Annotated in this window: 20 protein-coding genes; 14 read left to right on the top strand and 6 right to left on the bottom strand. The window is 73.3% G+C overall.

Going from position 1 to position 25,077, the window contains the following annotated elements; all coding sequences use genetic code 11:
- The first annotated feature begins 223 nt into the window (after positions 1–223).
- A complete protein-coding gene (locus tag ACLWS4_RS19775; RefSeq protein WP_117486950.1) occupies positions 224–1,093 on the top strand; it encodes an Fpg/Nei family DNA glycosylase in 870 nt (289 codons plus the stop codon).
- A 118-nt stretch (positions 1,094–1,211) separates the two neighbouring features.
- On the opposite strand, the gene ACLWS4_RS19770 is transcribed toward ACLWS4_RS19775, so the two are convergent.
- Positions 1,212–2,072 carry an SAM-dependent methyltransferase gene (locus tag ACLWS4_RS19770; protein WP_074005195.1) on the bottom strand — a complete coding sequence of 287 codons (861 nt, stop codon included), beginning with the start codon at positions 2,070–2,072 and terminating at the stop codon, positions 1,212–1,214.
- A gap of 419 nt (positions 2,073–2,491) precedes the next feature.
- On the opposite strand from ACLWS4_RS19770, the gene ACLWS4_RS19765 reads away from it, so the two are divergent.
- The 5 genes from ACLWS4_RS19765 to ACLWS4_RS19745 all read left to right on the top strand — a co-directional run bounded on the left by ACLWS4_RS19765 (position 2,492) and on the right by ACLWS4_RS19745 (position 8,108).
- Positions 2,492–3,157, top strand: a complete 666-nt coding sequence (locus tag ACLWS4_RS19765; RefSeq protein ID WP_158077770.1) for a polysaccharide deacetylase family protein — start codon at positions 2,492–2,494, stop codon at positions 3,155–3,157.
- Between the two features lie 151 nt (positions 3,158–3,308).
- Positions 3,309–3,635, top strand: a complete 327-nt coding sequence (locus tag ACLWS4_RS19760; protein ID WP_416874793.1) for a hypothetical protein — start codon at positions 3,309–3,311, stop codon at positions 3,633–3,635.
- Positions 3,636–3,800: 165 nt separating this feature from the next.
- Entirely contained in the window at positions 3,801–4,673 is an 873-nt protein-coding gene (locus ACLWS4_RS19755; RefSeq protein ID WP_380744118.1) for a sulfurtransferase, read from the top strand.
- Positions 4,674–4,887: 214 nt separating this feature from the next.
- Positions 4,888–6,414 carry a M1 family metallopeptidase gene (locus tag ACLWS4_RS19750; RefSeq protein WP_416874792.1) on the top strand — a complete coding sequence of 509 codons (1,527 nt, stop codon included), beginning with the start codon at positions 4,888–4,890 and terminating at the stop codon, positions 6,412–6,414.
- A gap of 164 nt (positions 6,415–6,578) precedes the next feature.
- On the top strand, positions 6,579–8,108 hold the full coding sequence (locus ACLWS4_RS19745; RefSeq protein WP_416874791.1) for a M1 family metallopeptidase: 1,530 nt from the start codon (positions 6,579–6,581) through the stop codon (positions 8,106–8,108).
- Between the two features lie 67 nt (positions 8,109–8,175).
- Here ACLWS4_RS19745 and ACLWS4_RS19740 read toward each other — a convergent pair whose 3' ends face one another.
- From ACLWS4_RS19740 to ACLWS4_RS19730, 3 genes are all read right to left on the bottom strand, one after another.
- Entirely contained in the window at positions 8,176–8,985 is an 810-nt protein-coding gene (locus ACLWS4_RS19740; RefSeq protein ID WP_375874903.1) for an aminoglycoside N(3)-acetyltransferase, read from the bottom strand.
- A 98-nt stretch (positions 8,986–9,083) separates the two neighbouring features.
- Entirely contained in the window at positions 9,084–10,205 is a 1,122-nt protein-coding gene (locus ACLWS4_RS19735; protein WP_416874790.1) for an alkene reductase, read from the bottom strand.
- Positions 10,206–10,239: 34 nt separating this feature from the next.
- On the bottom strand, positions 10,240–11,607 hold the full coding sequence (locus ACLWS4_RS19730; protein ID WP_416874789.1) for a condensation domain-containing protein: 1,368 nt from the start codon (positions 11,605–11,607) through the stop codon (positions 10,240–10,242).
- Between the two features lie 243 nt (positions 11,608–11,850).
- On the opposite strand from ACLWS4_RS19730, the gene ACLWS4_RS19725 reads away from it, so the two are divergent.
- From ACLWS4_RS19725 to ACLWS4_RS19715, 3 genes are all read left to right on the top strand, one after another.
- The gene (locus ACLWS4_RS19725; protein ID WP_416874788.1) at positions 11,851–13,155 is read left to right on the top strand and encodes an MFS transporter; all 1,305 of its coding nucleotides are present in this window, start codon (positions 11,851–11,853) and stop codon (positions 13,153–13,155) included.
- A 259-nt stretch (positions 13,156–13,414) separates the two neighbouring features.
- Positions 13,415–14,467, top strand: a complete 1,053-nt coding sequence (locus tag ACLWS4_RS19720) for a serine hydrolase domain-containing protein (RefSeq protein WP_416874787.1) — start codon at positions 13,415–13,417, stop codon at positions 14,465–14,467.
- A gap of 175 nt (positions 14,468–14,642) precedes the next feature.
- Positions 14,643–17,105 carry a penicillin acylase family protein gene (locus ACLWS4_RS19715; protein ID WP_416874786.1) on the top strand — a complete coding sequence of 821 codons (2,463 nt, stop codon included), beginning with the start codon at positions 14,643–14,645 and terminating at the stop codon, positions 17,103–17,105.
- A 74-nt stretch (positions 17,106–17,179) separates the two neighbouring features.
- Here ACLWS4_RS19715 and ACLWS4_RS19710 read toward each other — a convergent pair whose 3' ends face one another.
- Together ACLWS4_RS19710 and ACLWS4_RS19705 are read right to left on the bottom strand one after the other, a co-directional pair.
- Positions 17,180–18,469: a cytochrome P450 gene (locus ACLWS4_RS19710; protein ID WP_416874796.1), complete on the bottom strand. Its 1,290-nt coding sequence runs from the start codon at positions 18,467–18,469 to the stop codon at positions 17,180–17,182.
- A 26-nt stretch (positions 18,470–18,495) separates the two neighbouring features.
- Entirely contained in the window at positions 18,496–19,851 is a 1,356-nt protein-coding gene (locus ACLWS4_RS19705) for a glutamine synthetase family protein (protein ID WP_380663819.1), read from the bottom strand.
- 423 nt (positions 19,852–20,274) lie between these two features.
- On the opposite strand from ACLWS4_RS19705, the gene ACLWS4_RS19700 reads away from it, so the two are divergent.
- The 5 genes from ACLWS4_RS19700 to ACLWS4_RS19680 are packed head-to-tail and all read left to right on the top strand — an operon-like array spanning position 20,275 to position 25,069.
- Positions 20,275–20,463: a ferredoxin gene (locus ACLWS4_RS19700; RefSeq protein WP_049656520.1), complete on the top strand. Its 189-nt coding sequence runs from the start codon at positions 20,275–20,277 to the stop codon at positions 20,461–20,463.
- A 3-nt stretch (positions 20,464–20,466) separates the two neighbouring features.
- Positions 20,467–21,804: an NAD(P)/FAD-dependent oxidoreductase gene (locus ACLWS4_RS19695; protein WP_416874785.1), complete on the top strand. Its 1,338-nt coding sequence runs from the start codon at positions 20,467–20,469 to the stop codon at positions 21,802–21,804.
- 10 nt (positions 21,805–21,814) lie between these two features.
- On the top strand, positions 21,815–22,621 hold the full coding sequence (locus ACLWS4_RS19690; RefSeq protein ID WP_049650716.1) for an acetoacetate decarboxylase family protein: 807 nt from the start codon (positions 21,815–21,817) through the stop codon (positions 22,619–22,621).
- Between the two features lie 53 nt (positions 22,622–22,674).
- Positions 22,675–24,138, top strand: coding sequence for an aldehyde dehydrogenase (locus tag ACLWS4_RS19685; RefSeq protein ID WP_416874784.1), 1,464 nt, complete (start codon positions 22,675–22,677; stop codon positions 24,136–24,138).
- Positions 24,131–25,069, top strand: coding sequence for a 3,4-dihydroxyphenylacetate 2,3-dioxygenase (locus tag ACLWS4_RS19680; protein ID WP_416874783.1), 939 nt, complete (start codon positions 24,131–24,133; stop codon positions 25,067–25,069). Before ACLWS4_RS19685 ends, ACLWS4_RS19680 begins: the two co-directional genes overlap by 8 nt.
- Positions 25,070–25,077: the final 8 nt, after the last annotated feature.

Raw genomic sequence — 25,077 nt, 5'->3', positions numbered from 1 at the left:
AGTCTGAAAATCACCCGTCACGCCCCTCTCCGCGGCCACCCCCTGCGCCACCCCCTCCCGCAGCGCGTCCCTCTCGCCAGAGGGGAGGAGGGGGTGGGTGGGGGGTTGCCGTGGGTGGGTGGGTGTTGGGGGAGGTTTTGTTGCGGGCGCGCGGGCTTTCGCCCTGCGCGCCCGCTGGGTGGGAGCGCAGGCGGGGGGTGGGGGGTCGGGGGAGACTGGGGGCATGCCGGAGCTGCCTGAGGTCGAGGCGTTGAGTGCTTTCCTGTCCGAGCGGTTGACCGGGCGGGTGATCGCTCGGGTGCAGCCGGTGGCGATCAGTGCGTTGAAGACGTACGACCCGCCGGTGACGGCGTTGGAGGGGCGGACGGTCGGGGCGGTGACCAGGCGGGGCAAGTTCCTGGACGTGGAGGCGGAGGGGCTGCACCTGGTGGTCCACCTGGCCCGGGCGGGCTGGTTGCGGTGGAAGGACGGTCTGCCCGCTGAGCCGCCGCGGCCTTCTCCGCGCAATCCGCTGGCGTTGCGGGTGCGGTTGGCGGGGGAGGCCGGGGACGGGTTCGACCTCACCGAGGCCGGGTCGAAGAAGGGGCTGGCGGTGTACGTGGTGCGGGAGCCGGCCGAGGTGCCGGGGGTGGCCAGGCTCGGGCCGGATCCGCTGGACCCGGGCTTCACGCTGGCGGACTTCGCGGCGCTGTTGCGGGGCGAGCGGCGTCGGCTCAAGGGGGTGCTGCGGGACCAGGGGGTGTTGGCGGGGGTGGGCAACGCCTACTCGGACGAGGTGCTGCACGCGGCCCGGATGTCGCCGTACAAGCTGGCCGCGAGTCTGACCGAGGACGAGGTGGCCCGGCTGTACGAGGCGCTCGGTGGCACGCTGCGGGAGGCGGTGGAGCGCTCGCGGGGGCTGGCGGCGGGGGAGCTGAAGGCGGAGAAGAAGCTCGGGCTGCGGGTGCACGGCCGGACCGGCGAGCCGTGCCCGGTGTGTGGGGACACCATTCGGGAGGTGTCCTTCGCGGACTCCTCGTTCCAGTACTGCCCTACCTGCCAGACCGGGGGCAAGCCGTTGGCGGACCGGCGGTTGTCGCGGCTGTTGAAGTGAGGGGGAGGGGGAGGGGAAGTGAGGGGTGGGGGGAGGGGAAGTGAGGGGTGGGGGGAGGGGGAGGGGAAGTGAGGGGTGGGACGGGTTCTGGCCGTCCCACCCGGTCGTCGGCGTTTGGTCAGCGCTTGATGGCGACGCCGCCCCAGTAGTAGGCGGCCTTCGGGTCGGCCGGGGGCTCGCCGTCGGGGCGCCAGGCCAGGACCGGGGCGACGCCCGGCTCGACCAGGTCCCAGCCGTCGAAGAAGCGGACGACGTCGTCGTAGCCGCGCGGTACCAGGGTCATCCCGCCGGCCCGGGCGGCCTCGGCGACCTTGCCGACGGCCTCGGGGTCGAAGTCCGGGGTGGGGGTGGTCAGGGCGATGCAGCTGCCGGCGGGCAGGGCGTCGCGCAGTGCGGCGACCCGGCCCCAGGGGTCGTCCTCGTCGGCGATCAGCATCAGTACGGCGATCATCAGCAGGCCGACGGGCTGGGTGAGGTCGAGGGTGGCGGTGAGCGCCGGGTCGGCGAACAGCTCCTCGGGCTTGCGCAGGTCGGCGTGGATGTAGGTGGTGCGGCTGGCCGGGCTGGAGACCATCAGGGCGCGGGCGTGGGCGAGCACGATCGGGTCGTTGTCGACGTAGACCACCCGGGTGCCGGGGCTGACCGCCTCGGCGATCTCGTGGGTGTTCGGCGAGGTCGGGATGCCGGTGCCGAGGTCGAGGAACTGGCGGATGCCGTGCTCCTGGGCGAGGTGGCGCACGGCCCGGCCCTGGAACGCCCGGTTGGCCTTGGCCATCGCCTTGACGCTCGGTACGGCCTGCTCGATGGCCTGCCCCATGGCGCGGTCCGGCGGGAAGTTGGTCTTCCCGCCCAGCCAGTAGTCGTACACGCGCGCAGAGTGCGGGGCGGTGGTGTCGACACCGAAGCGTTCCCACTGGCTGAGCTCGGTGGCGTCGTCGTCCTGCGGGCCCTGGCGGGGGGAGTCCTGACTTGTCGTCATGGCCACGTCCTCTGATGGCAGATCATCACACTGGGGAAGGCACAGCGTAGCGGTCCGGACGGGAGGTGGAGCGTCCGGTCGGGGAAGATCCGTGGAAGATCTTCGGATGTGGAGTGGACGGCCGGTGGCCTTGAGCCGTCGGAGTGGTGATGGGGGCCGTCGGAGTTGCCCTCGGGGAACCGTGGTGACGGCCGGGGGAAGCATCCAGAATGCTGTCAGATCGTCAGATTACTTCGCGCAGATTGCTGCTGGTTACGGCCGGAATGTCCCTGCTGGGGACGGCCGCCGGATGTCGGAGCCCCTGGGGTGGAGGGGAGGGCGGCGCGGCGGCGGGGGCGGCCGATGCCGCGGCCCCGGCGGGGACCGAGGGGGCGTCGGCCGCGCCGTCGGTGGCGGCCCCGGGGGGCACGCCGTCCGCGGTGCCCTCGCCGGCGCCGCCGTCCGGCGCCGCGCCGAGCGCGGTGCCCGTGCGCCGGGCGCTCTCCGAGGCGGAGAGCAAGCCGGTGTACGACCTGGACCCGGAGCGGAAGGTGGTGGCGCTCACCATCGACGACGGGCCGGACCCCCGGTACACGCCGACCGTGCTGTCGATGTTCGAGCAGTACGGGATCAGGGCCACGTTCTTCCTGATCGGCGAGAACGCGGTCGAGCACCCCGCTCTGGTGCGGGAGATCGCGGACCGCGGCCACCACATCGCCAACCACACCTGGACCCACCCGGACCTGCGACACATGTCGGAGGGCAAGGTGCGGGACGAGCTGGAGCGCACCTCCGACCTGCTGCAGCGGACCACCGGCCGGCAGCCCACCTGGTTCCGCGCGCCGGGCGGGGACTTCTCGGCGGTCTCGCTCAAGGTGGCCGCCGACCTGGGGATGCGGAACATGGCCTGGTCGGTGGACCCGCGGGACTGGGCCCGGCCGGGGACCTCGGCGATCATCGACCGGGTCCTCAAGAACGTCCGGCCCGGGTCGATCGTGCTCAACCACGACGGGGGCGGGGACCGGTCGCAGACGGTGGCGGCGTTGAAGGCGTACCTGCCGGTGCTCGTCGACTCGGGGTATCTCTTCACGGCTCCGCCGAACTGAGTTTCGTATGACGGGGCAGGTCGCGGTTTTAACCCTTAAACCACTCGAATGGGTGGATTAGAAGAACCGTTTCTGCGGTTTTTGGGCCTCTAGGGTGATCTCGCACCAATTAACCGGGTACTGCCGAGTACCACCTGAAAGGCCCTCACTCATGCGTCTCCGCAACGCCATGCTCGCCGCCGCCAGCGCCGTCGCCCTCGTCCTCGCCGTCCCGTTCTCCGCGAATGCCGCGACGGGCGACTTCCTCTACAAGGTCGGCCCCGGGGTCCCCGTGGGCCTGGCCGACCCGCAGAGCCGCGAGTGCATCGACCTGCCGTGGACCACCGAGCAGGACCCGGGCTTCGCGCCGGAGAACCGCACCCAGTCCACGGCCACGGTCTTCCTGGACTCCGGCTGCTCGGGCGACGTCTTCTACGTCATGAACCCGGGCAAGAAGCTCGGTGACCGACTGAAGCTGCGCTCCGTGGTCTTCTCCTGAGCCCCGGGGAGCGCGGGGTGGCCGGGGCCGGGCGGGCGGCGTAGGTTCGAACTGTCCGGCCCGGTCGCCGGCCCCTCGCCGTGCCCGTACGCCTGTCGTCGTCGCGCGGCCCGCCGTGCCCGTGGTCGGGCGCCGCAGCCTGGGCAGAGCGAAGGAGGGCCTGGGATGACCGGCAACGGCTACGCGCACCCCGAGGCGTTGGTCCGCACCGAATGGCTGGCCCACCACCTGGACGACGGGACGGTCCGGGTCGTCGAGGTGGACGAGGACACCGAGGCCTACGACCGGGACCACATCCCCGGCGCGGTCGGCTGGAACTGGACCACCGACCTGCACAGCCAGGTCGGCCGGGACTACATCGACCGCGACGGCGTCCAGCACCTGCTGCGGGCGGCCGGGGTCGAGGACGACACCACCGTGGTGCTCTACGGGGGCAACAACAACTGGTTCGCCGCCTACGCCTACTGGCTGTTGCGGCTGCGCGGCTTCGGGCCGGTGCGGCTGCTGGACGGCGGGCGCAAGAAGTGGGAGCTGGAGGAGCGGGAGCTCACCCGTGCGGTGATGGACTACCAGCACAGCGGGTTCCGGTTGAGTGGGCCCGAGCGGCCGGAGCTGCGGGCGCTGCGGGACGAGGTGCTGGCGAGGGCCGAGGTGTTCGCCAAGCCCGGGGCGGACGCGGTGCTGGTGGACGTCCGCTCGCCGGCCGAGTTCCGGGGCGAGCTGATCGCGCCCCCGCACCTGCCGCAGGAGCAGGCGCAGGTGCCCGGGCACATCCCGGGCGCGGTCAACATCCCGTGGTCCCAGGCGGCCAACGACGACGGGTCGTTCCGTTCGGCGGAGGAGCTGCGGGCGCTGTACGGGGGGAAGGGCGTGGAGCCGGAGCGCGAGGTGATCGCGTACTGCCGGATCGGCGAGCGGTCCGCGCACACCTGGTTCGCGCTCACCGAGCTGCTCGGGTACCCGCACGTGAAGAACTACGACGGCTCGTGGACGGAGTACGGCTCGTTGGTGCGGGCGCCGGTGGTGCTCGGGGCGTAAGGGGCAGGAGGGGTGTGAGGGGCTTCAGGGGCTTCAGGGGCTTCAGGGGCCTCAGGGGTGGGTGAGGTGGCGTGACGGCTTCGCGGCTGGGCTGCGAAGCCGTCGTGTCGGCGGGTTTCTTTTCATGAACATCTCACCGGAGGGGAGTGGACGAGGGGCTGCCGGGACAAGGATCGATCCGACCCAATCGTTCCGGTGATCCCTGGAGGACCACGTGCGCAAGAGGCTGATCGTCTCTGCTGCCAGTGCCCTGAGCCTGTTCCTGGCCGTTCCCGCCTCGGCTTCCGGCTTCCAGCCGGGCGCGGCCGGGGTCGGCGACCCGTACTACCCGACCTACGGCAACGGCGGGTACCGGGTCTCGCACTACGACATCCGGTTGAAGTACCAGCCCGCCACGGACGAGCTGGAGGGCACCACGACCATCCTCGCGACGGCCACCCAGGACCTCTCCCGGTTCAACCTCGACTTCGCGTTGGACGTCTCGGAGGTGCGGGTCAACGGCCGGGTCGCGAAGTTCGCCACCAGCGGTGAGCAGGAGCTGGAGATCACCCCCGCGCGGCCGCTCGCCAAGGGCTCCCAGGCCACCGTGGTGGTGCGCTACAAGGGCGTGCCCTCCACGGTGAAGAAGTACGGCTTCACCAGCTGGCACCGCACTCCGGACGGCGCCGTGGCGGCGAACGAGCCCGAGGCCGCCTGGTGGTGGTTCCCGAGCAACGACCACCCGAGCAACAAGGCCACCTACGACGTCTCGGTGCTCGTCCCGGACGGCAACCAGGTGATCAGCAACGGCGTGCTGACGGGCACCACCTCGCAGGCCGGCTGGACCCGGTACAGCTGGCGGGAGAACAAGCCGCAGGCGACGTACCTGGCCACGCTCGCGGTCGGCAAGTTCGACATCACCCGGGACACCACGCCGAGCGGGCTGCCGGTCTACAACGCGTACAGCAAGGACCTCGGCGAGAACGCGGACGCGGCGCGGGCGAGCGTCGAGCGCACCGGTGAACTGGTGGACTGGCTGAGCGGCTACTTCGGCGAGTACCCGTTCAGCTCGGTCGGCGGCTACGTCCCCAATGTGCCGACCGGCTACGCCCTGGAGACCCAGACCCGGATCTTCTACAGCCCCCGGCAGTTCGCCCGGGGCACCAACACCTCGGTGGTCGTCCACGAGCTGGCCCACCAGTGGTACGGGGACAGCGTCTCGCTCTCCAAGTGGAGCGACATCTGGCTGAACGAGGGCTTCGCCCGGTACTCGCAGTTCCTCTGGTCCGAGCACGAGAACGAGGGAACCGCGCAGGAGCTCGCCGACTACGTCTACGCCTCGCACCCGGCCGACGACCCGTTCTGGAAGGTCAAGCCGGGCGACCCGGGCCCGGACGACCAGTTCTCCGGCGCGGTGTACGACCGGGGTGCGGTGGCCGTCCAGGCGCTGCGCAACGCCGTCGGGGACGAGAAGTTCTTCAAGATCCTGAAGGGCTGGCCCACCGAGCGGCGCTACGGGAACGCCACCATCCCGGAGTTCCAGGCCTATGCGGAGAAGGTCTCCGGGAAGAAGCTCGGGGACGTGCTGAACACCTGGCTGTTCACCCCCGGCAAGCCGGCGGTCGGGCCGGTGCCGCCGGGTGCCGCGGCCGCCGCCTCGCTGGCGCCGGCCGCGGGCCGGGCGGAGGGTGGGCTGCCGGCGGAGCCGAAGTCCTGGAAGCAGATCCAGGAGACCAACTCGGTGCACCAGTCCCACAGCTGACGACATGTCGGAATGGTCGGCGTGACGGCTTCGGGGCGCGGGCGCGAAGCCGTCATGTCGGCGCGTTTCTTTTTATGAACATCTCACCGGAAGGGAGTGGGGGAGGGGTTGACGGGACAAGGATCGGTTCAACCCCATCGTTCCGGTGATTCCTGGAGGACCATGTGCGCAAGAGGCTGATCGTCTCTGCTGCCAGTGCCCTGAGCCTGTTCCTGGCCGTCCCGGCCTCGGCTTCCGGCTTCCAACCCGGCGCGGACGGCGTCGGGGACCCGTACTACCCGACCCTCGGCAACGGCGGGTACCGGGTCTCGCACTACGACATCCGGTTGAAGTACCAGCCCGCCACCGACGAGCTGGAGGGCACCACCACCATCCTCGCGACGGCCACCCAGGACCTCTCCCGGTTCAACCTCGACTTCGCGCTGAAGGTCTCCGAGGTGCGGGTCAACGGCCGGGTCGCGACCTTCGCCACCAGTGGCGACCAGGAGCTGGAGATCACCCCCGCCCGGCCGCTCGCCAAGGGCGACCAGGCCACCGTGGTGGTGCGCTACAAGGACGTGCCGTCCACCGTGGAGAGGTACGGCGGCTACACCGCCTGGCGCCGCACCCCGGACGGTGCGGTGGTGGCCGGCGAGCCCGTGTCGGCCGCGTGGTGGTACCCGAGCAACGACCACCCGAGCAACAAGGCGACCTTCGACGTCTCGGTGCTGGTGCCGGACGGCAACCAGGTGATCAGCAACGGCGTGCTGACCGGGACCAGTTCGCTGGCGGGCTGGACCCGGTACAGCTGGCGGGAGAACAAGCCGCAGGCGACCTACCTGGCGACCCTGGCGATCGGCAAGTTCGACATCACCCAGGACACCACCGCGAGCGGGCTGCCGGTCTACAACGCGTACAGCAAGGACCTGGGCGACAACGGCGCCGCGGCGCGGGCGAGCATCGAGCGGACCGGCGAGCTGGTGGACTGGCTGAGCGGCTACTTCGGCGAGTACCCGTTCAGCTCCGTCGGCGGCTACGTCGCCAACACCTCCTCCAGTGGCGCCCTGGAGACCCAGACCAGGGTCTCCTACGGCCCCGGGCTGTTCGCCCGGGGCACCAACACCTCGGTGGTCGTCCACGAGTTGGCCCACCAGTGGTATGGCGACAGCGTCTCGCTCTCCAAGTGGAGCGACATCTGGCTGAACGAGGGCTTCGCCGAGTACTCGCAGTTCCTCTGGTCCGAGCACGAGAACGAGGGCACCGCGCAGGCAGTGGCCGACTTCATCTACGCCTCGCACCCGGCCGACGACCCGTTCTGGACCGTCAAGCCGGGCGACCCGGGTGAGGAGAACCAGTTCTCCGGCGCGGTGTACTACCGCGGCGCGGTGGCCATCCAGGCGCTGCGCAACGCCGTCGGGGACGAGAAGTTCTTCCAGATCCTCAAGGGCTGGCCCACCGAGCGCCGCTACGGCAACGCCACCATCCCGGAGTTCCAGGCGTACGCCGAGAAGGTCTCCGGGAAGAAGCTCGGGGATCTGCTGAACACCTGGCTGTTCACCCCGAGCAAGCCGGCCGTCGGACCGGTGCCGCCGGGTGCCGCGGCCGCGGCCTCGCTGGCGCCGGGCGCGGACGCCGGCCGGGACGCGGCGCCGGTCGAGCCGAAGTCCTGGAAGAAGATCCAGGAGGCCGGTTCGGTGCACGAGGGCCGGCACTGACGGCAGGGCGGTACGAGGGCGTTCGGGTCGGCGGTTCCGCGCGCGCTGCGGGGACCGTCGGCCCGGCCTATGCCTCCCCGGGGCCGTCCGCCGCCAGCAGTTCGGTGAGGCGGCGGACGGCGAAGGGTATGAGCTCGCGGACCGGGACCAGGCGGCAGGGCGCGGCGCCGACCAGGACCTCGCGGATGCCCGCCAGCTCCTCGAACTCCCGCCCCACGACCGGGAAGTGGGTGTCGTTGTCGTCCCCCACGTCCGGTGCCTCGATCCAGACCCGCTCGCCCTGGATCGCCATCGGGAAGCGGCGGAGCTTGAGCCGGCGGTTGGGGGCGAAGGTCTCGGCGTAGTGCAGGAAGGTGTTGCGGTTGTGGCCGACGCCGACCAGCAGCACGTGCCCGCCGAGGTCGTGCAGCGCGCCGAACGGCGACTCCCGGCCGACGGCGAAGCCGAGCGAGCGCCGGGCGGTGACCTCCCGGGCGTGCGCGCCGACGGCGGCGACCGAGACCTGCGGGTGGGTGCTGCGCAGGCTCTCCGGCAGGGCGCGCAGCGCCTCCGCGACCGCGCCCGTGTCGCAGGGGAGCCCGGCGTGGAACAGCGGGACGGCGGCCCGGAGTTCGGCCAGCTCGGGGCCGGGCGGGCCGCTGTGCCCGGGGGCCGGGTCGTGGACCGTGCCGGAGGTGAAGGCGGGCACGGCGACGGTGCCGCCGGGCCCGACCGCCTCGCGCAGGCCGGCCACCACGGCCGCCGCGCCGCCCTCGACCCGGCCGAGGCTGGAGAGCGAGGAGTGCACGATCAGTGCCATGCCCTCACGGACGCCCACCCGGTGCCAGCCCTCCACGAGGTCGGCGGTGGTGAGCGGGCGGGTGCCCGGTGTGGTCATGGTGCCCCCTGGTGACGGCGGTGCTGTTGGTACTGGATGGTTCGGGGCCGACCATAGCGGGTGGCACTGACAGTGGGTCAGGACGGGGGTGCCCTGGGTCAGCTCGTGGTCGGCCGGACGGCGGGGTGGCCGGCCGGGAGGCGGGGGTAGTCGGTGTAGCCGGTGGCCTCCTGGCCGTAGAGGTGGGTGGGGTCGACGGGGGTGAGCGGGGCGTTCGCGGCGAACCGTTCCGGCAGGTCGGGGTTGGCGATGAAGGCGCGGCCGTAGGAGACCAGGTCGGCCAGGCCGGCGGCCAGCACGGCCTCGCCGCGCTCGCGGTCGGTGGCGGCGCGGTTCTCGCCGACGTTGCCGATCAGCGGGCCGGACCAGCGCGGGCGCAGGTCGGCCAGGGCCGGGTAGTCGTCGTTGTCGGTGAGGTGGAGGTAGGCCAGGCCGAGGCCGTCGAGTTCGGCGAGCAGGGCGCGGTAGACGGGGGCGGGGTCGGCCTCGTCCATGCCGAACTGCGGGTTGCCGGGGGACAGTCGCAGGCCGAGGCGGTCGGGGCCGATGGCCTCGGCGACGGCGGTGACCAGTTCGATCGGGAAGCGCAGCCGGTCGGCGAGGGTGCGGGGGCCGTACTCGTCGGTGCGCAGGTTGGTGTTGTCGGCCAGGAACTGGTGGATCAGGTAGGAGTTGGCGCCGTGCAGCTCGACGGCGTCGAAGCCGGCGGCGAGAGCCAGGCGGGCGGAGTCGACGTGGTCGGCGACGGTGCGGCGGATCTCCTCGCGGGTCATGGCGCGTGGGGTGACGGCCTCGGCCTTGCCGCCGTCCTTGACGTGCACCGGGCCCGGGGCCGGGACGGCGGAGGGGCCGGCCGGGACGTCGCCGAGCAGCCGGTTGAGCGGGTGGCCCTGGCGGCCGCCGTGCATCAGCTGGGCGGCGATCCGCCCGCCGGCGGCGTGCACGGCCCCGGTCACGGCGCGCCAGCCGGCCGCGTGCGCGGGCGTCTCCAGGCCGGGCAGGCGCCAGCCGGACTGGCCCTGCCGGCTGGGCCAGATGCCCTCGGTGACGATCAGGCCGGCGCTCGCGCGCTGGGCGTAGTACTCGGCGACGACGGGCAGCGGCGTGCCGTCCTCGGTGGCCCGGTAGCGCGTCATCGGGGCCATGACGACGCGGTTCGGCAGGTCGAGCGCGCCGAGGCGGTACGGGGTGAGCAGGGATGCGGTGGCGGTCGTGGTCATGCCGGTACGGTAAAACTTGACATCAGTGTCAGGTTCAAGCGCCGACGGCTGCTCCGTCCGCCGGCGCGGCCGCCTCGGTGAGGATCAACTCCTCGATCCCGTACAGGAACCGCTCCATCGCGGGGCGCGGCAGCACGGCCGGGTCCGCCGTCATGGCCAGGCTCAGCGCCTCGGCGGACTGCAGGGCGTCCAGGGCGTAGGTCAGGCCGGGGCGCGGCTCGAAGTCCACCGGCCAGCTGAGGGTGGTGTGCTCCTCGCCGGGGGCGGCCGGGGCCGGAAGCAGCTCCCGGGTGTCGTTGAACACGCAGGAGCGGTCGGCCAGTTGTACCCCCTCGGCGGTCAGTCGGTCGATCTCGGCGGCCAGGGCCAGCCTGTCGTAGTACGCGTGGCGGTAGGTGCCGATCGCCGCGGCGTGGGTACGGCGCACGACCTCGCCGAACTCGGCGGTGGCGTCCGGGAGATGGAACAGGCCGTCGCCCGCGATCACGCCGACCGCGTTGGCCAGCTCCGGCAGGAAGCGGTTGTTGACCACGACGTTCAGCACGGCCTCGGTGGAGCCGGCGAGCCGGGCGGTCATCGCGGCCGTCGCGGCGAGCAGCACCGAGCCCGTGCTGACCCGGTGCCGGGCCGCGACCCGCTCGACGGCCCGGGGCAGGGCGGGGGAGCGGAGCACCGCGTTCGGGAACCGGGCGGGCTCTGCGGTGGTCGGCGGGAGGGGTCGGGACGGGAAGAGTCGGGGCGGGCCGAGCCGGAGCTTGCGCACGAACTGCTTGCGGGCCCCCGCGTCGCGCCGCAGGCCGCGTTCGGAGGTCTGGAACTCGGCTTCCTCCAGCGGCTGTTGGGCTGGTTCGCGCAGCCCGGCCAGCTCCTCGGGGGAGCTGCCGAGGCAGAGCGCGGACAGGTCGGCGACCAGCCGGCTCATCCCGGAGCCGTCCACCGCGGTGTGCGAGAGCACCAGGCTGATGTGCCGGACCAGCCCGCCCGCCGTCACCGCGCCGATCCGTACCGGCCACTGGGTGGCGGTGTCGAAGGGCTGTGCCGCCAGCTCCTCGTGCAGCCGGGTGCCGAGTTCGGCCGGGTCCTCGTGCTCCCCGGCGGGCCACAGGTGGACGTCCAGGGCGCCTTCGCCGTCCACGAGTTGGCGGAGGCCGCCGGCCTCGTCGGGGAGCAGCCGGGTGTGCAGCGAGTCGTGCAGGTGCAGCAGCCGCTCCAGGGCGGCGAGCAGGACGGGCAGGGGCAGCCCCGGGTCCAGCGGCGCGGCGGTGGCGATGTTGTAGCGCGGCGCGTCGGCCGGCGGCAGCCGTCGTACGGCGTCCCAGATGGCCCGTTGGCCCCAGGTGGCCGGTCCGGTCCCGGTCCGTCCGGACGAGAAGGCGAGCTCCAGCAGTTGGCGAGTGGTCACCGATCGGCTCTCCGTAGTGCGGTGGTCGTGGCGTCGTGGCGTCGTGCCGGTGCGTTGGGAGCGCGGGTGCTGCTGGGGAGAGTGTGGCGCACCGCCCGTCGTGCGTCGAGGGTCGTGCGGCCGTCCGCGCCCGGCGGCCGTCGGGGGTTCGGGGCTTCCAAAAGTCTCTTGATGTGAAGTATCTTGATATCGAGATTGATGCCGATCGCGCGACTCGCGCCACGCACACGACGGGGGCCTGCCATGCGGGGGAACGGACTGATAGCGCAGCTGCGGCGGCCGCCGGGCGGGCGGGACGCGCGGATCATGCTGCTGGCGCAGTGCGTCGACCGGACCGGCACGGGGGTGTGGGCAGCGGCCTCGGTGCTCTACTTCACCTACGTCTGCGGGATGGACGCGCGGCAGCTGGGACTGCTGCTCGGGGTCGGGGCGGTGGCGGGGATCGCCGGGTCTCCGCTGGCCGGGCGGGCGGCCGAACGGGTGCCGGTGCGGTGGCTGCTGATCGGCTGCCACCTGCTGCGGTTCGGGGCGATGGGGCTGCTGCTGGTGGTCGACGACTTCGCCGCGCTGCTGCCCGTGGTGGCCCTGATCTGCCTGGCCGAGCGGGCCGCCAAGACCCTGGAGATGCTGTTCGCGACCCGGGTGGCGGGCGAGCGGCGGGCCACCTACCAGGCGCTGTTCCGCAGCGTGGCCAACGCCGGGTACGCGCTCGGCGCGGGTGTCGCGGCGATCGGGCTGGCGGTCGGGACCACCGCCGCCTACCGGGTGCTGATCCTGGCCAACGGGCTGTCCTACGTGCTGGCCGCCGTCCTGGTCTGGCGCACCCGGGAGCCGTCCGGGCGCGGCCTGGTCGCGGCGAAGGCCGGGGAGGCGCCAGCCGGGGCGGCGGCCGCCGCGCCCAGCCCCTGGCGCGACCGCGGCTACCTGCGGTTCGTCCTGCTGGACATGCCGCTGAACCTGGACGACTCGGTCCTCAACGTCGGGCTGCCGCTCTGGCTGGTCCACCACACCGGCGCGCCGCACGCCGTCGTCCCGGTCTTCCTGGTGCTCAACACGGTGCTCGTGGTGCTGCTGCAACTGCGGGTCTCCGCCTGGGCGGAGGGCGCGCTCGGGGCGGCCGCGGCGGTCCGCTGGTACGGGGTGACGGTGCTGGGGGGCTGCCTGCTGATCGCGCTCGTCACCGGCGCCGGACCGGTCCTGGCCTCGGTCGCGCTGCTGGCCGCGGCGATGCTGATCACGCTGGCGGAACTGCTGCGCTCGGTGAGCTCCTGGGAGCTGGCGGTCGTGCTGGCCCCGCCGGGCGCCCAGGCCTCGTACCTCGGGGTCGCCGGGATGTCCCAGTCGGTGCAGAAGTCGGTGGGGCCGCTGCTGCTGACCGGGGTGGTGATGGCGGCCGGGCCGGTCGGCTGGCTCGGGCTCGGCGCGGCGACCGTCGGCCTCGGCGCGCTCCAGCGCCGGGCCAGCCTGCGGCGGCTGGCGGCGCTGGGCGGGGCGGCCGACGGTGCGGGGGCCGAACCGGCGCGGCCGGTCACGGCCTCGGTGGGCTGAGTCGCCACGGAGTCGGTGCGGGGGAGTCCCGGGACAGCGCTGGGGGACGACTGGGGGACATCCCCCATTCCTCCCCCAAGTAGCGGAGCACCGCGGCCCGTTCGGACCGGAACCGGTTAGCGTGCGGCCATGACTTCGATCATGGGTTCGACCCTGCGCAGGCACCTCGTCGTGGCGGCCGGCGTCACCGTGCTGCTCGCCGCCAACGCGGCCACCGCCGTCGCCCGCCCGCCCGGCCGGTCCGTCCGTCGCCGAGCAGTTGCGCCGGGACGCCGCGGCGATCCACGACCTCGGCATCAGCGGCGTACAGGCCCGGGTGATCGGGCCCGACGGCCGCCAGACGGTCGCCACCAGCGGCACCGCCGACGTCACCACCGGCCGCCCGGTCTCCCCCGACGGCTACTTCCGGATGGCCAGCACGGCCAAGACGATGGTCGCGACCGTGGTCCTCCAACTGGAGGCCGAGGGGCGGCTGTCGCTGGACGACACGCTCGACCACTGGCTGCCGGAGGTGGTACGGGCCAAGGGCGGAGCCGGCGGCGGGACCACCGTCCGCGAACTGCTCCAGCACCAGGGCGGCATCGTGGACCACCTGCCCGGATACGACTCGAAGGACGGGTACGAGCGGGAGCGCTACAAGGTCTACCAGCCCGAAGACCTGGTGGCCGGGGCGGAGTTCGGTACCGACAAGAGCTGGAGGTACTCCAACGTCGGCTACCTCCTGCTCGACATGGTCGTCGAGCGGGCCACCGGCCGCCCCGCCCACCGGGAGGTCGAGGACCGCATCCTGCGCCCGCTCGGCCTCGACCGGACCCGGCTGATGGGCACCTCGCCCACCCTGCCCCGGCCGCACGCCCGGGCCTACCAGCTCTTCCCCGAACCCGACGGCCGGGTGGACGTCACCGAGCAGGTGCCGATGGACCAGGGGCTCTCCTGGGCCACCACCACACGGGACGAGAACGTCCTCCTCCGCGCACTGCTCGCGGGCCGGCTGCTGCCGGCGCGGCAACTGGCAGAGATGCGGCGGACGGTGCCCGTGGACGACCAGACCTCGGAGATGTGGCACGGCGGCGAGTACGGGCTCGGCCTGGTCAAGCGCTCGCTGACCTGCGGCGGGACCTACTGGGGCCACGACGGCGGGGACGGCGGCTTCATCACCCTCAACGGCGTCACCGAGGACGGGAAGCGCAGTGCCGTGGTCTCCATGTCCGAGGCGCTCGGCGACAGTTGGGACCACATCAAGGCCCAGGAGGACGCGGCCTCGAAGCTGATCGACCACGCCCTGTGCGCCGGGAGCCCCCGTGCCAGGTGAGCGGGCGCCGGCGGGGCGTCGGACCCTGTGATCGACGACCGCATCGTCCGACGGGAGGGTCGTGCGGGTAGGGAACGTCTCCTCCCCGGGGTGTACACGGATAGGTCGTAGGGTCGAGGGCAGGTCGTCCCGAGGGGCGATGACCGGCGGGTGCCGGTGGCCACAGGGTGAGGCCATGACGGAAGTGAAGAACATGAAGGAACGTCAGTTCCCATCGAAAATAAGGCGGTTCACCTCGGGTGCGCTAGCAGCCGGGCTGACGTCCGCGCTGCTGACGGCCCTGGTGCCCGCCGTGGCCCAGGCCGCCGGCACCGACCTCGGGACCGGCCCCGACGCCGACCGGGGCGGCTGGACCGCGAAGATCAGCCGGACCGAGTACGGCGTCCCGCACGTCCTCGCCCGTGACTTCGGCGGCCTCGGCTACGGCTACGGGTACGCCTTCGCCCAGGACAACCTCTGCCAGCTCGCCGACCAGGTGCTCACCGTGCGCGGCGAGCGCTCGCGCCACCTCGGCCCGGACGGCGAGTCCGTGGACCGGGTGAGCAACCTGGTGAGCGACACCTACCAGCAGGGCCTGCTGCGCGCCGGGACGGTGCGGCGGCTGCAGGCCGCCCCCGCGCCGCTCGGCCCGACCGACGAGGTGCGGCAGCTGGTGGACGGCTACGTCGCCGGGTACAACCGCTACCTGCGCGACACCGGCCCCGACCACCTGCCGGACCCGTCCTGCCGGGGGAAGGCCTGGGTCGGGCCGATCACCGCGGACGACCTGTGGAACATCCTCTACTCCGCCAACACCCTGGCGGGCAGCGGCGCCGCCAAGCAGCAGATCGCCACGGCCGTCCCCGCGGCCTCGACCGGGCCCGCAGTCACAGCCGGGCCCGGCGCCGAAGCCGCCGGACCCGCGGCGGACGCACCCCGGATCGCCGCTCCCGGCCACTCCGCCGACAACCCCGAACTCGGCAGCAACGCCTGGGCGATCGGGCGCGACGCCAGCCGCGACGGCACCGGCCTGCTGCTGGCCAACCCGCACCTCCAGTGGGCCGGCGAGCAGCGCTTCTACCAGGCCCAGCTGACCATCCCCGGCGTCCTGGACGTCGCCGGCGCCGGACTGTACGGCATCCCGTTCCTCCAGATCGGCCACACCCGCGGCCTCGCCTGGAGCCACACCACCAGCTACGCCGACCACTACACCCTCCACCGGCTCAGCCTGGTGCCCGGCGACCCGACCGCGTACCTGGTGGACGGCAAGGCCGAGCGGATGGCCCAGGAGACCGTCAAGGTCACCGTCCGGGCCGCCGACGGGACGCTCTCCACCGTCGACCGGAGCCTCTACCGCTCCCGCCACGGCTACGTCCTCGCCGACGGCTGGACCGGGGAGCACGCCTACACCCTCGGCGACGCCAACGCCGAGAACCTCCGCTCCCTGAACCAGTGGCTGGCGGTCGGCCGCGCCCAGAACCTCGACCAGCTCCGCCAGGCCCAGCGCACCTACCAGGGCCTCCCGTGGGTGTACACCACGGCCGTCGACTCCACCGGCACCACCTGGTTCACCGACGCCTCCGCCGTCCCGAACCTCCCCGACGCCCAGCGCGACCGCTGCCTGGTCGCGGGCGGCGGCTTCGGACAGGTGCTGGACGGCTCGACCGCCGCCTGCGACCCGGGCACCGACCCGGACGCGCTCGTGCCCGGCGTCTTCGGCCCCGCCAACCAGCCGGGCCTGACCCGTACCGACTACGTCGCCAACTCCAACAACGGCCCGTACCTGACCAACGCGGAGGCCCCGCTCACCGGCTTTCCCGCCATGTACCAGGGCGCCTCCGCGCGGATGCTGCGCAGCCAGCTGGGCCTGCGGATGATCGCCGACCGCCGGGCCGGCACCGACGGCCTCGGCGCCCCCGGGTTCACCCTCGGCTCGCTCCAGGCGACGATGTTCGGCAACCGGGTGCAGAGCGCCGAACTCGACCGCGACGACGCCGTGGCGCTCTGCCGCGCCCACCCGGAGATCGCCGCCTCCGACGGCAGCCGGGTCGACGTGCGCCCGGCCTGCGACGCGCTCGCCGCCTGGAACACCCGGGCCGACGCCGACAGCCGGGGCACCGTGCTCTGGCAGGCGTACCGGGACGCGCTGGCGGGGACCGGCACGACCGCCTGGCAGACGGTCCCGGCCGATCCGGCCCGGCCGCTGACCACCCCGCGCGGCATCGACGCCGCCAACCCCGAGGCCCAGCGGGCCCTGGCCGACGCGGTGAAGGGCCTGGCCGCCCGCGGCCTGCCGGTGGACGCCCCGATCGGCCTCGTCCAGCGCTGGGCGGGCATCCCGCTGCACGGCTGCTCCCACCAGCTGGGCTGCTTCAACGTGCTGACGGCGGGGCCGGATTCGGGCACCGGCGGCGGCACCTACCCGACGAACCTCGGCAGCGTCCCGCACGGCGGCACCTTCCTGATGGCCACCGAGCTGACCGACCGGGGCCCGCGCACCAGGACGCTGCTCACCTACGGCGAGTCCGCCGACCCGACCTCGCCGCACTTCACCGACCAGACCCGGATCTACGCCCGCAAGCAGTGGGTGACCGAGCGCTTCACCGAGGCCGAGATCCGCTCCGCGCCGGGCCTCGGCGTCACCGTCCTGCGGCGCTGACGCGCCGTCGTACGGGCCTCCGGGCCGCCGCCGTTCCCGGAACGGCGGCGGCCCGTCCGACCTCGTGCGGCGGGTCAGGCGAGGGTGACCTCGACCGGGAGCCGCTTGATGCCGTTGACGAAGTTGGAGCGCACCCGCGGGACCTCCCCGGCGAGTTCGATGCCCGCCAGCCGCGGGATCAGCTCCTCGAACATGATGCGGATCTCGGTGCGCGCGAGCAGGTTGCCCAGGCACAGGTGGGGGCTGCCCTTGCCGAAGGTGACGTGGTCGTTGTCGCGGCGGGTCACGTCGAAGTCGTACGGATTGCCGAAGACCTCCTCGTCGCGGTTGCCGGAGGCGAACCACATCACGACCTTCTCGCCCTCCCTGATCCGCCTGCCGCCGAGTTCGACGTCGCGGGTGGCCGTGCGGCGGAAGTGGTAGACGGGGGAGGCCCAGCGCAGGAACTCCTCCACCGCGCCGGGGATGAGGGACGGGTCCTCCCGGAGGCGGGCGAGCTGCTCGGGGTGCTGGAGGAGGGCCAGCATGGAGTGGCTGATGGTGTGCCGGGTGGTCTCGTTGCCGGCGACGACCAGGAGCAGGAAGTAGTTGTCGAAGTCCTGCGGCGAGAGCGGCACCCCGTCGCGGGGGGTCTCGTTGACCAGCCTGGAGACCAGGTCGGTGCCGGCGCCGCCGCGCCGCTGCCGGGCGAGTTCGCGGCCGTAGGCGAAGACCTCCAGCGAGGCGGGCGAACGGAACGGCAGGTCGCGGTACTTCTCGCTCTCCGCGCTGTGCAGCAGGACGTCGGCGTAGTCCGGGTCGGTGTTGCCGATGATCCGGTTGCCCCAGTCGATGAGCTGCTGGTTGTCCTCCGGGGGCACGTCCAGGAGGCGGGCGAGCACGTTGATCGGGAAGTCGGCGGAGACCTCCTTGACGAAGTCGAAGCGGCCCTTGGCCAGGGCGGCGTCCAGCGTGGTGGCGGTCAGGCCGCGCAGGAAGTCGGCGTAGCTGTTGATCACGCCCGCGCCGAACTGGCGCTGGAGGATGCTGCGCAGGGCGCGGTGGCGGACCCCGTCCAGCTCCAGGATGGAGGCGCGCTTCTTGATCTGGTCGTCGTCGACCTCCTCCAGGTTCACGAACCTCGTCGAGGTGAAGGTCTCGGCGTCCCGGTCGACGCGGGCGATGTCGGCGTGCCGGGTGACCGCCCAGAAGCCGGAGTTGGGCGCCTCCTCCGGCTGCCAGTGCACCGGGTCCTGGTGGCGCAGGGTGTGGAACATCCGCCACGGGGTGACGCCGTCGGTGAAGTTGTCGAGGTCGGCCAGGTCCACCTGGTCGAGGGGCAGCGGTTCGTCGATGGCGCCGGAGGCGGGCGGCGTGGACGGCACGGTGGTCACGGTTGGTCTCCTCGGTCTCACAGGTGGTACGCGTACTCGGTGAACTCCCAGTCGGTGACGTGCCGTTGGAAGCGGGCGACCTCGTCGCGCTTGTACGAGAGGTAGGCGTCGACGAAGTCCCGGCCGAGCACCCCGGTCAGGGCCTGGTCCGCCTCCAGGGCGTCGAGCGCCTCGGGCAGGGACGTCGGCAGCAGCGCGGACCTGGCGCGGTCGTAGCCGTAGCCCTCCAGCGGGGCGGCGGGCTCCTCGCCGGCGAGGACGCCCAGCAGGGCCGCCGCGACGGTCCCCGCGATCAGCAGGTAGGGGTTGGCGCTCGCGTCCCCCAGCCGCAGTTCGAAGCGGCTGCCGGAGCCGCGCTCCGGCGGGATCCGGACCATGGCGCTGCGGTTGTCCAGCCCCCAGTCGATCAGCCAGGGGGCGAGGGTGTCGGGGCCGAAGCGCTTGTAGGAGTTGACCGTCGGGTTGGCCAGCGCCGCGAGCGCCGGGGCGTGGGCGAGGACGCCGGCCACCGCGTGGCGCGCGGTCGCGCTGAGCCCGTACGGCGCGGCCGGGTCCGCGAAGACGTTGCCGCCCGCGCCGTCCACGCAGGACAGGTGGAGGTGGAAGCCGGAACCGCCGGCGCCCTGGAAGGGCTTGGCCATGAAGGTGGCCAACCGGCCTTCCTTGCGGGCGAGTTCCTTGACCGCGGACTTGAAGCGGAAGGCGCGGTCGGCGGCCGCCATGGCGTCGGAGTGGTTGAGGTTGATCTCGAACTGGGAGCCGTCGAACTCGTGGTTGCCGTTGGTGATGCCGATGCCGAGGTCGCGCAGCAGGCGCAGGGTGCGCAGCAGGTGGTTGTCGGCGTCCGCGCGCAGCCCCGCCGTGTAGACCACGCCGGCGGCCTCGCTGTAGCGGCGCCAGCCCTGCGGCGTCCCGGGCGCGGCGTCGCACAGGAAGTACTCCAACTCCGGCCCCACGACCGGGTGCAGGCCGTGCTCACGGCACCTATCGACGACCGTGCGGAGCAGGTCGCGGGGGGACTCCGGGGCGGGCCGTCCGGTGGCCGGGTCGGTGACGTCGCCGAGGCAGCTGGCGACTCCGGGCTCCCAGGGCAGGGCGGCCAGGGTGTCGAGGTCGGGGCGCACGCAGATGTCGGGCAGGCCGGCGTCCAGGCCGCCGGGGACGGGGACCACGTCGCCCTGGGGGCTGGTGTGGTAGACGGCGCGGCAGAAGGCGAGGCCGTGTTCGCAGGCCGAGGGCAGGTGGTCCAGCAGGACGTCCCGGGCCCGTTCGGTGCCGATGAGGTCGGGATAGGTCACCCGGACCACGTCGATGCCCTGGGCGGCCAGCCGCTCCAGGTGGTGGCGGACGGGCGGGATGTCGGATGCGCTCACCGGTGTCTCCTCTGGGGGAAGTGGGGCGCCTCCCCGCGTTCACGGCGTCGGGAGGGCCAGGGCGCACGGCAGTGGCGGGGTGGGGGAGGGGGCGCGGCGGCTTCGGGCTGCGGGGTGGGGCAGGACACGCTCGCTCGCTGGTGGCAAACGGTAGGGACGCCGGTCGCTCTCCCGCAAGGGGTCTGCCCCAGAAATTTATCCATCCGGATAGCTCTTGACCAGAGGCCGGCTGCTTCCTATGTTATTTGACATCAAACGTTTTGGCGGTCGCTCGGCACCGCCTTCCTCGGCGGCCATCGCCCCCTGCCTCCGGCGTCCGCCGCCCCCTCGGCCGTGATCCGGCCCCCGCGGCCCCACGCCCCCCGCGATCCCCCCGTTCCCTCCCTTTCCCGCGACGCTCCCCCACCACCAGGAGGACCGGCCATGAAGGTCGTCGTCGACATGAACAAGTGCCAGGACCACGGCCAGTGCGTCTTCGCCGCCCCCGACGTCTTCCGCTTCGACGAGGACGGACACCTCGCGTACGTCGCCCACCCCGACGAGGGCCTGCGCGCCGACGTCGAGGAGGCCGCCGACGTCTGCCCGCTCCAGGCCATCCGGATCGAGGACTGAGCCGTGACCGCACCCACCGCCGGGGCCGGCACGCCGACCGCCGGGGCCGGCGCACCCGTCGTCGTGGCCGGCGCCTCCATGGCCGGGCTGCGCGCCGCCGAACAGCTGCGCGCCGCGGGCTGGGACGGGCCGATCACCCTCGTCGGGGACGAGCCCCACATGCCCTACAACCGGCCCCCGCTGTCCAAGGAGGTCCTGGCGGGCACGGCCTCCTTCGACTCGCTCGCCCTCCGGCCCCGGGCCGGCGTCTCCGACGTGCACTGGCGCCTGGGCACCGCGGTCGTCCGGGCCGACCTCGACCGGCGGACCGTCGAACTCGACGGCGGCGAGACCCTGCCCTACCGCGCCCTCGTCGTGGCCACCGGCATGCGCGCCCGGCGGCTGCGCTGCCCCGGCCCCGCCACCGGACGGCACACCGTCCGGACCCAGGCCGACGCCCGGGGGCTGCGCGAGGCGCTGACCCGGCCCGGCGCGCGGGTGGTCGTGGTCGGAGCCGGCTTCATCGGCTGCGAGGTGGCCGCCACCGCCGTCGCCCTCGGCGCCGCCGAGGTCACCGTCGTCGACCCGCAGCCGCTGCCCATGGTCGGCCCGCTGGGCGAACTGCTCGCCGGGTCGCTGCTCGGGCGCCACCGGCGGCGGGGCGTCCGCTTCGCCCTCGGCACCGGGGTGACCGGCTTCCGGGGCGAGGAGCGGGTCACCGGGGTGGCGCTGGCGGACGGCAGGGTGCTGGACGCGGACGTGGTGGTGGAGTCGGTCGGCTCGGTGGCCAACACCGAGTGGCTCGAAGGCAACGGCCTGGACCTCTCCGACGGCGTGCGCACGGACGAGCACCTGCGGGCCGGCGGGCGGCCGGAGGTGGTCGCCGTCGGTGACGTCGCCCGCTTCCCCAACGCCCGGTACGACGGCGTCCCGCGCCGCGTCGAGCACTGGTCCATCCCCACCGACACGGCCAAGCACGCCGCCAGGGTGCTCGCCGCCCACCTCGCCGGCGCCGACCACGGTCTCGCGCCGTTCGCCCCGCTGCCGACCTTCTGGAGCGACCAGCACGACTTCCGGCTGCAGTCCTTCGGCGCCCCCGGCCTCGGCCGGGACGACGCGCGCGTCCTGGCCGGCGACCTCGACGGCGACCCCGACGGGGACGTCCTGGTCGGCTACCACCGGGCCGGCCGCCTGGTCGGCGTCGTCGCCCTCGGCGGGCGGGGCGCCGCGGCCGCCGCCGCCCGCTACCGCGCCGAGCTGCTGCGGCGGCCGGACGTCGAGCAGCCGGCCGTAGCGCAGCAGGCCGTAGAGCAGCCGGCTGTAGAGCAGCCCGCCCTCCCACACCCCGCTCCCACCGCGTAAGGAACCCCAAGTGGCCAGTGTCCGTGGATACTTCCACCCCAAGACGGCGACCGGCGACTCGTCGCTGATCCCCCCGCCGCCGTGGCGCTACTCCGGCGACCTGCTCACCGTCGAGTACCGCACCGACCCGGCCCGGGTGCGCGAGCTGCTGCCCGAGCCGCTGGAACTCGCCGACGAGGACCCGGGCGCCGTCGCGCTGATCTGGGCCGACTGGCAGTCCTGCTCCGACTCCGGACGGGAGCTGCTCGACCCGGTGCGCGCCCAGTACAAGGAGGCGTTCGCCGTCGTCCGCTGCGCGTACCGGGGGCGGACGTACAGCCGCTGCGCGCACATCTGGGTCGACAAGGACTTCGCGATCGCCCGGGGGCTGCACCAGGGCTACCCGAAGAAGCTCGGCTCCATCCACCAGACCCGGCCGCACCCGTACGGGCCCGCCCCGCGGATCGAGGCCGGCGCCCGGTTCGGCGCGACCCTCGCCGCCGCGGACCGGCGCCTGGCCCAGGCCGTCGTCACGCTGCGCGAGCCGTCGGAGAGCAACGGCTTCGTCAACGGCCACCCGATGCTCCACCACCGCTGGCTGCCCTCCATCGAGAAGGGCAAGGGCCTCGCCCTGGACGAGCTGGTCGAGTCCGGCGCCGCCTCCTTCGAGGCCGGACAGCCCTGGGTGGGCGACGCCGAGCTGGAGCTGTTCGAGGCGCCCACCGAGGAGCTGGCCCGGCTGGAGGTCCGCGAGCCGATCGCCGCCTACTACCGGCAGGTCGGCGTGGTGTGGGACGGCGGCCGGCTGCTGGAGTCCGGCACCTCCGGCGCCGAGTGACCCCGCCGCCGCACCGCCCACGAGGAACCCGGAGACACGAGGAAGCGCAGGACATGAGCGAACACACCACCACCGTCGCCGGGGTCGCCGTCGACACCCGGCACTGGATCGGCGGCGAACGCGTCGCCTCCGCCGGCACCTTCACCGACGTCTCGCCCGTCGACGGCGCCGTCCTCGGCGAGATCGCCCGGGGCACCGCGGCCGAGGCCGCCGCCGCGGTCGCCGCCGCCAAGGCCGCCTTCCCCGCCTGGGCGGCCACCCCGCGCGAGGAGCGGGCCCGCCTCCTGCACGCCGTCGCCGACGGCGTGGAGCGCCGGCTGGAGGAGCTGGCCGTCGTGGAGACGGCCGACAACGGCGCCCTGCTGCGCTCGCACCGCCGCGGCGTCATGCCCCGGGTCGCCCACAACTTCCGCTTCTTCGCCGACTGGCTGCTGCGGCTCGGCCACGAGGACTTCGACACCCGCGGCCACACCAACCACGTCAGCTGGGACCCGGCCGGCCCCTGCGTGCTGATCACCCCCTGGAACGCCCCGCTGATGCTGGCCACCTGGAAGGTCGCCCCGGCCCTCGCGGCCGGGAACACGGTCGTCCTCAAGCCCGCCGAGTGGTCGCCGCTGACGGCCTCGCTGCTCGCCGACATCGCCGCCGAGGCGGGGCTGCCGGCCGGCGTGCTCAACGTGGTGCAGGGGTACGGCTCCGAGATCGGCGACGCCCTCACCTCGCACCCGGACGTGCGCCGGATCAGCTTCACCGGGTCCGTGCCGACCGCCCGGCGGATCGCCGCGTCGGCCGCCGCCAACCTCACCCCGCTCAGCCTCGAACTGGGCGGCAAGTCCCCGCTGCTGGTCTTCGCCGACGCCGACCTGGACCTCGCCGTCGACCTCGCGGTGGAGCAGTACGACAACGCCGGCCAGGTCTGCCTGGCCGCCACCCGCCTCCTCGTCGAGGAGACGGTCGCCGAGGAGTTCATCCGGCGCTTCGTCGAGCGGGCCGCACGCCTCGTGCAGGGCGACCCGCGCGACGAGGCGACCGACATCGGCCCCACCGTCCACCCCCGCCAGCTGGAGAAGATCGACGGCTTCGTCCGGCGGGCCGTCGCGGCCGGCGCCCGCACCGTGATCGGCGGCCGGCCCCGGGACGGCCGGTACTACACGCCGACCCTGCTCACCGACGTCGCCCAGGACGCGGAGATCGTCCAGGAGGAGGTCTTCGGCCCCGTCCTGACCCTCCAGACCTTCGGCACCGAGGAGGAGGCCGTCCGGCTGGCCAACGACACCCGCTTCGGCCTGGCGGCCACCGTGGCCACCGGCGACCCGGAGCGCGCCCGCCGGGTCACCGCGCGGCTGGTGGCGGGTACCGTCTGGGTCAACTGCTTCTTCGTCCGGGACCTCCAGGCCCCGTTCGGCGGCTCCCGCCACTCGGGCGTCGGCCGCGAGGGCGGCACCTGGAGCTTCGACTTCTACTGCGACGTCAAGAACACCGTCACCTCGCCGAAGGGGTGGACCAGCCATGGGTGAGATCGTCGGGGCCGGCCTGCTGGCCCACGTGCCCACCATCGTGCTGCCCGAGGAGACCAGGCGCCGGTTGAACGACGGCCGGGAGATCACCCTCGTCACCGGCCTGCGGCAGCTGCGCGAGGAGGTCTTCGAGCGCGCGGACTACGACACCGTCGTCGTCCTGGACTCCCACTGGGCGACCACCGTCGAGTTCGTGGTCACCGCCCAGCAGCGCCGGGCCGGGCTGTTCACCTCCGAGGAGCTGCCGCGCGGCATGTGCCGGATGCCGTACGACTTCCCCGGGGACCCCGAACTCGCCCGCGCCATCGCCTCGTTCGCCGACCGGCACGGCACCTGGATCACCCCGGTCGACGACGCGTACCTGCCGATCTACTACGCCACCGTCAACCTGTGGAAGTTCCTCGGCGAGGGCCTGCCGGACAAGCGCTGGGTGACCATCGGCGTCTGCCAGACCGGCGACGCCGAGGACCACCTGCGGCTGGGCCGCGCCCTGGCCGACGGCATCGCCGCCACCTCTGGCCGGCGGGTGCTGCTGATCGCCTCCGGGGCCCTGTCCCACACCTTCTGGCCGCTGCGCGAGCTGCGCGACCACGAGTCCGGCGATCCGGCGCACATCTTCACCCCCGAGGCCCGGGCCGCCGACCGGGAGCGGATCGCCTGGTTCAAGGAGGGCCGCCACGACCGGGTCCTCGACACCATGGACGAGTTCCGGCGCCACCGGCCCGAGGCCGGGTTCTCCCACTACCTGATGATGGCCGGCGCCCTCGGCGAGCGGGCCTGCACCGCGACGGCGCGCCAGTACGGCGAGTACGAGAACGCGATCGGCACCGGCCAGGCCCACCTCTGGTTCGACCGCCCGCAGGGCGGCTGGACGGGCACCGGCCCGTCCGCCGCCTCGGCCGGCCCGCGCAACCCCCACAGCCTCCGCTAGAAAGGCCC

Source organism: Kitasatospora sp. SC0581 (genome assembly GCF_048159585.1).
Classification (GTDB): domain Bacteria; phylum Actinomycetota; class Actinomycetes; order Streptomycetales; family Streptomycetaceae; genus Kitasatospora.
This window is presented reverse-complemented; position numbering and strand designations above follow the sequence as displayed.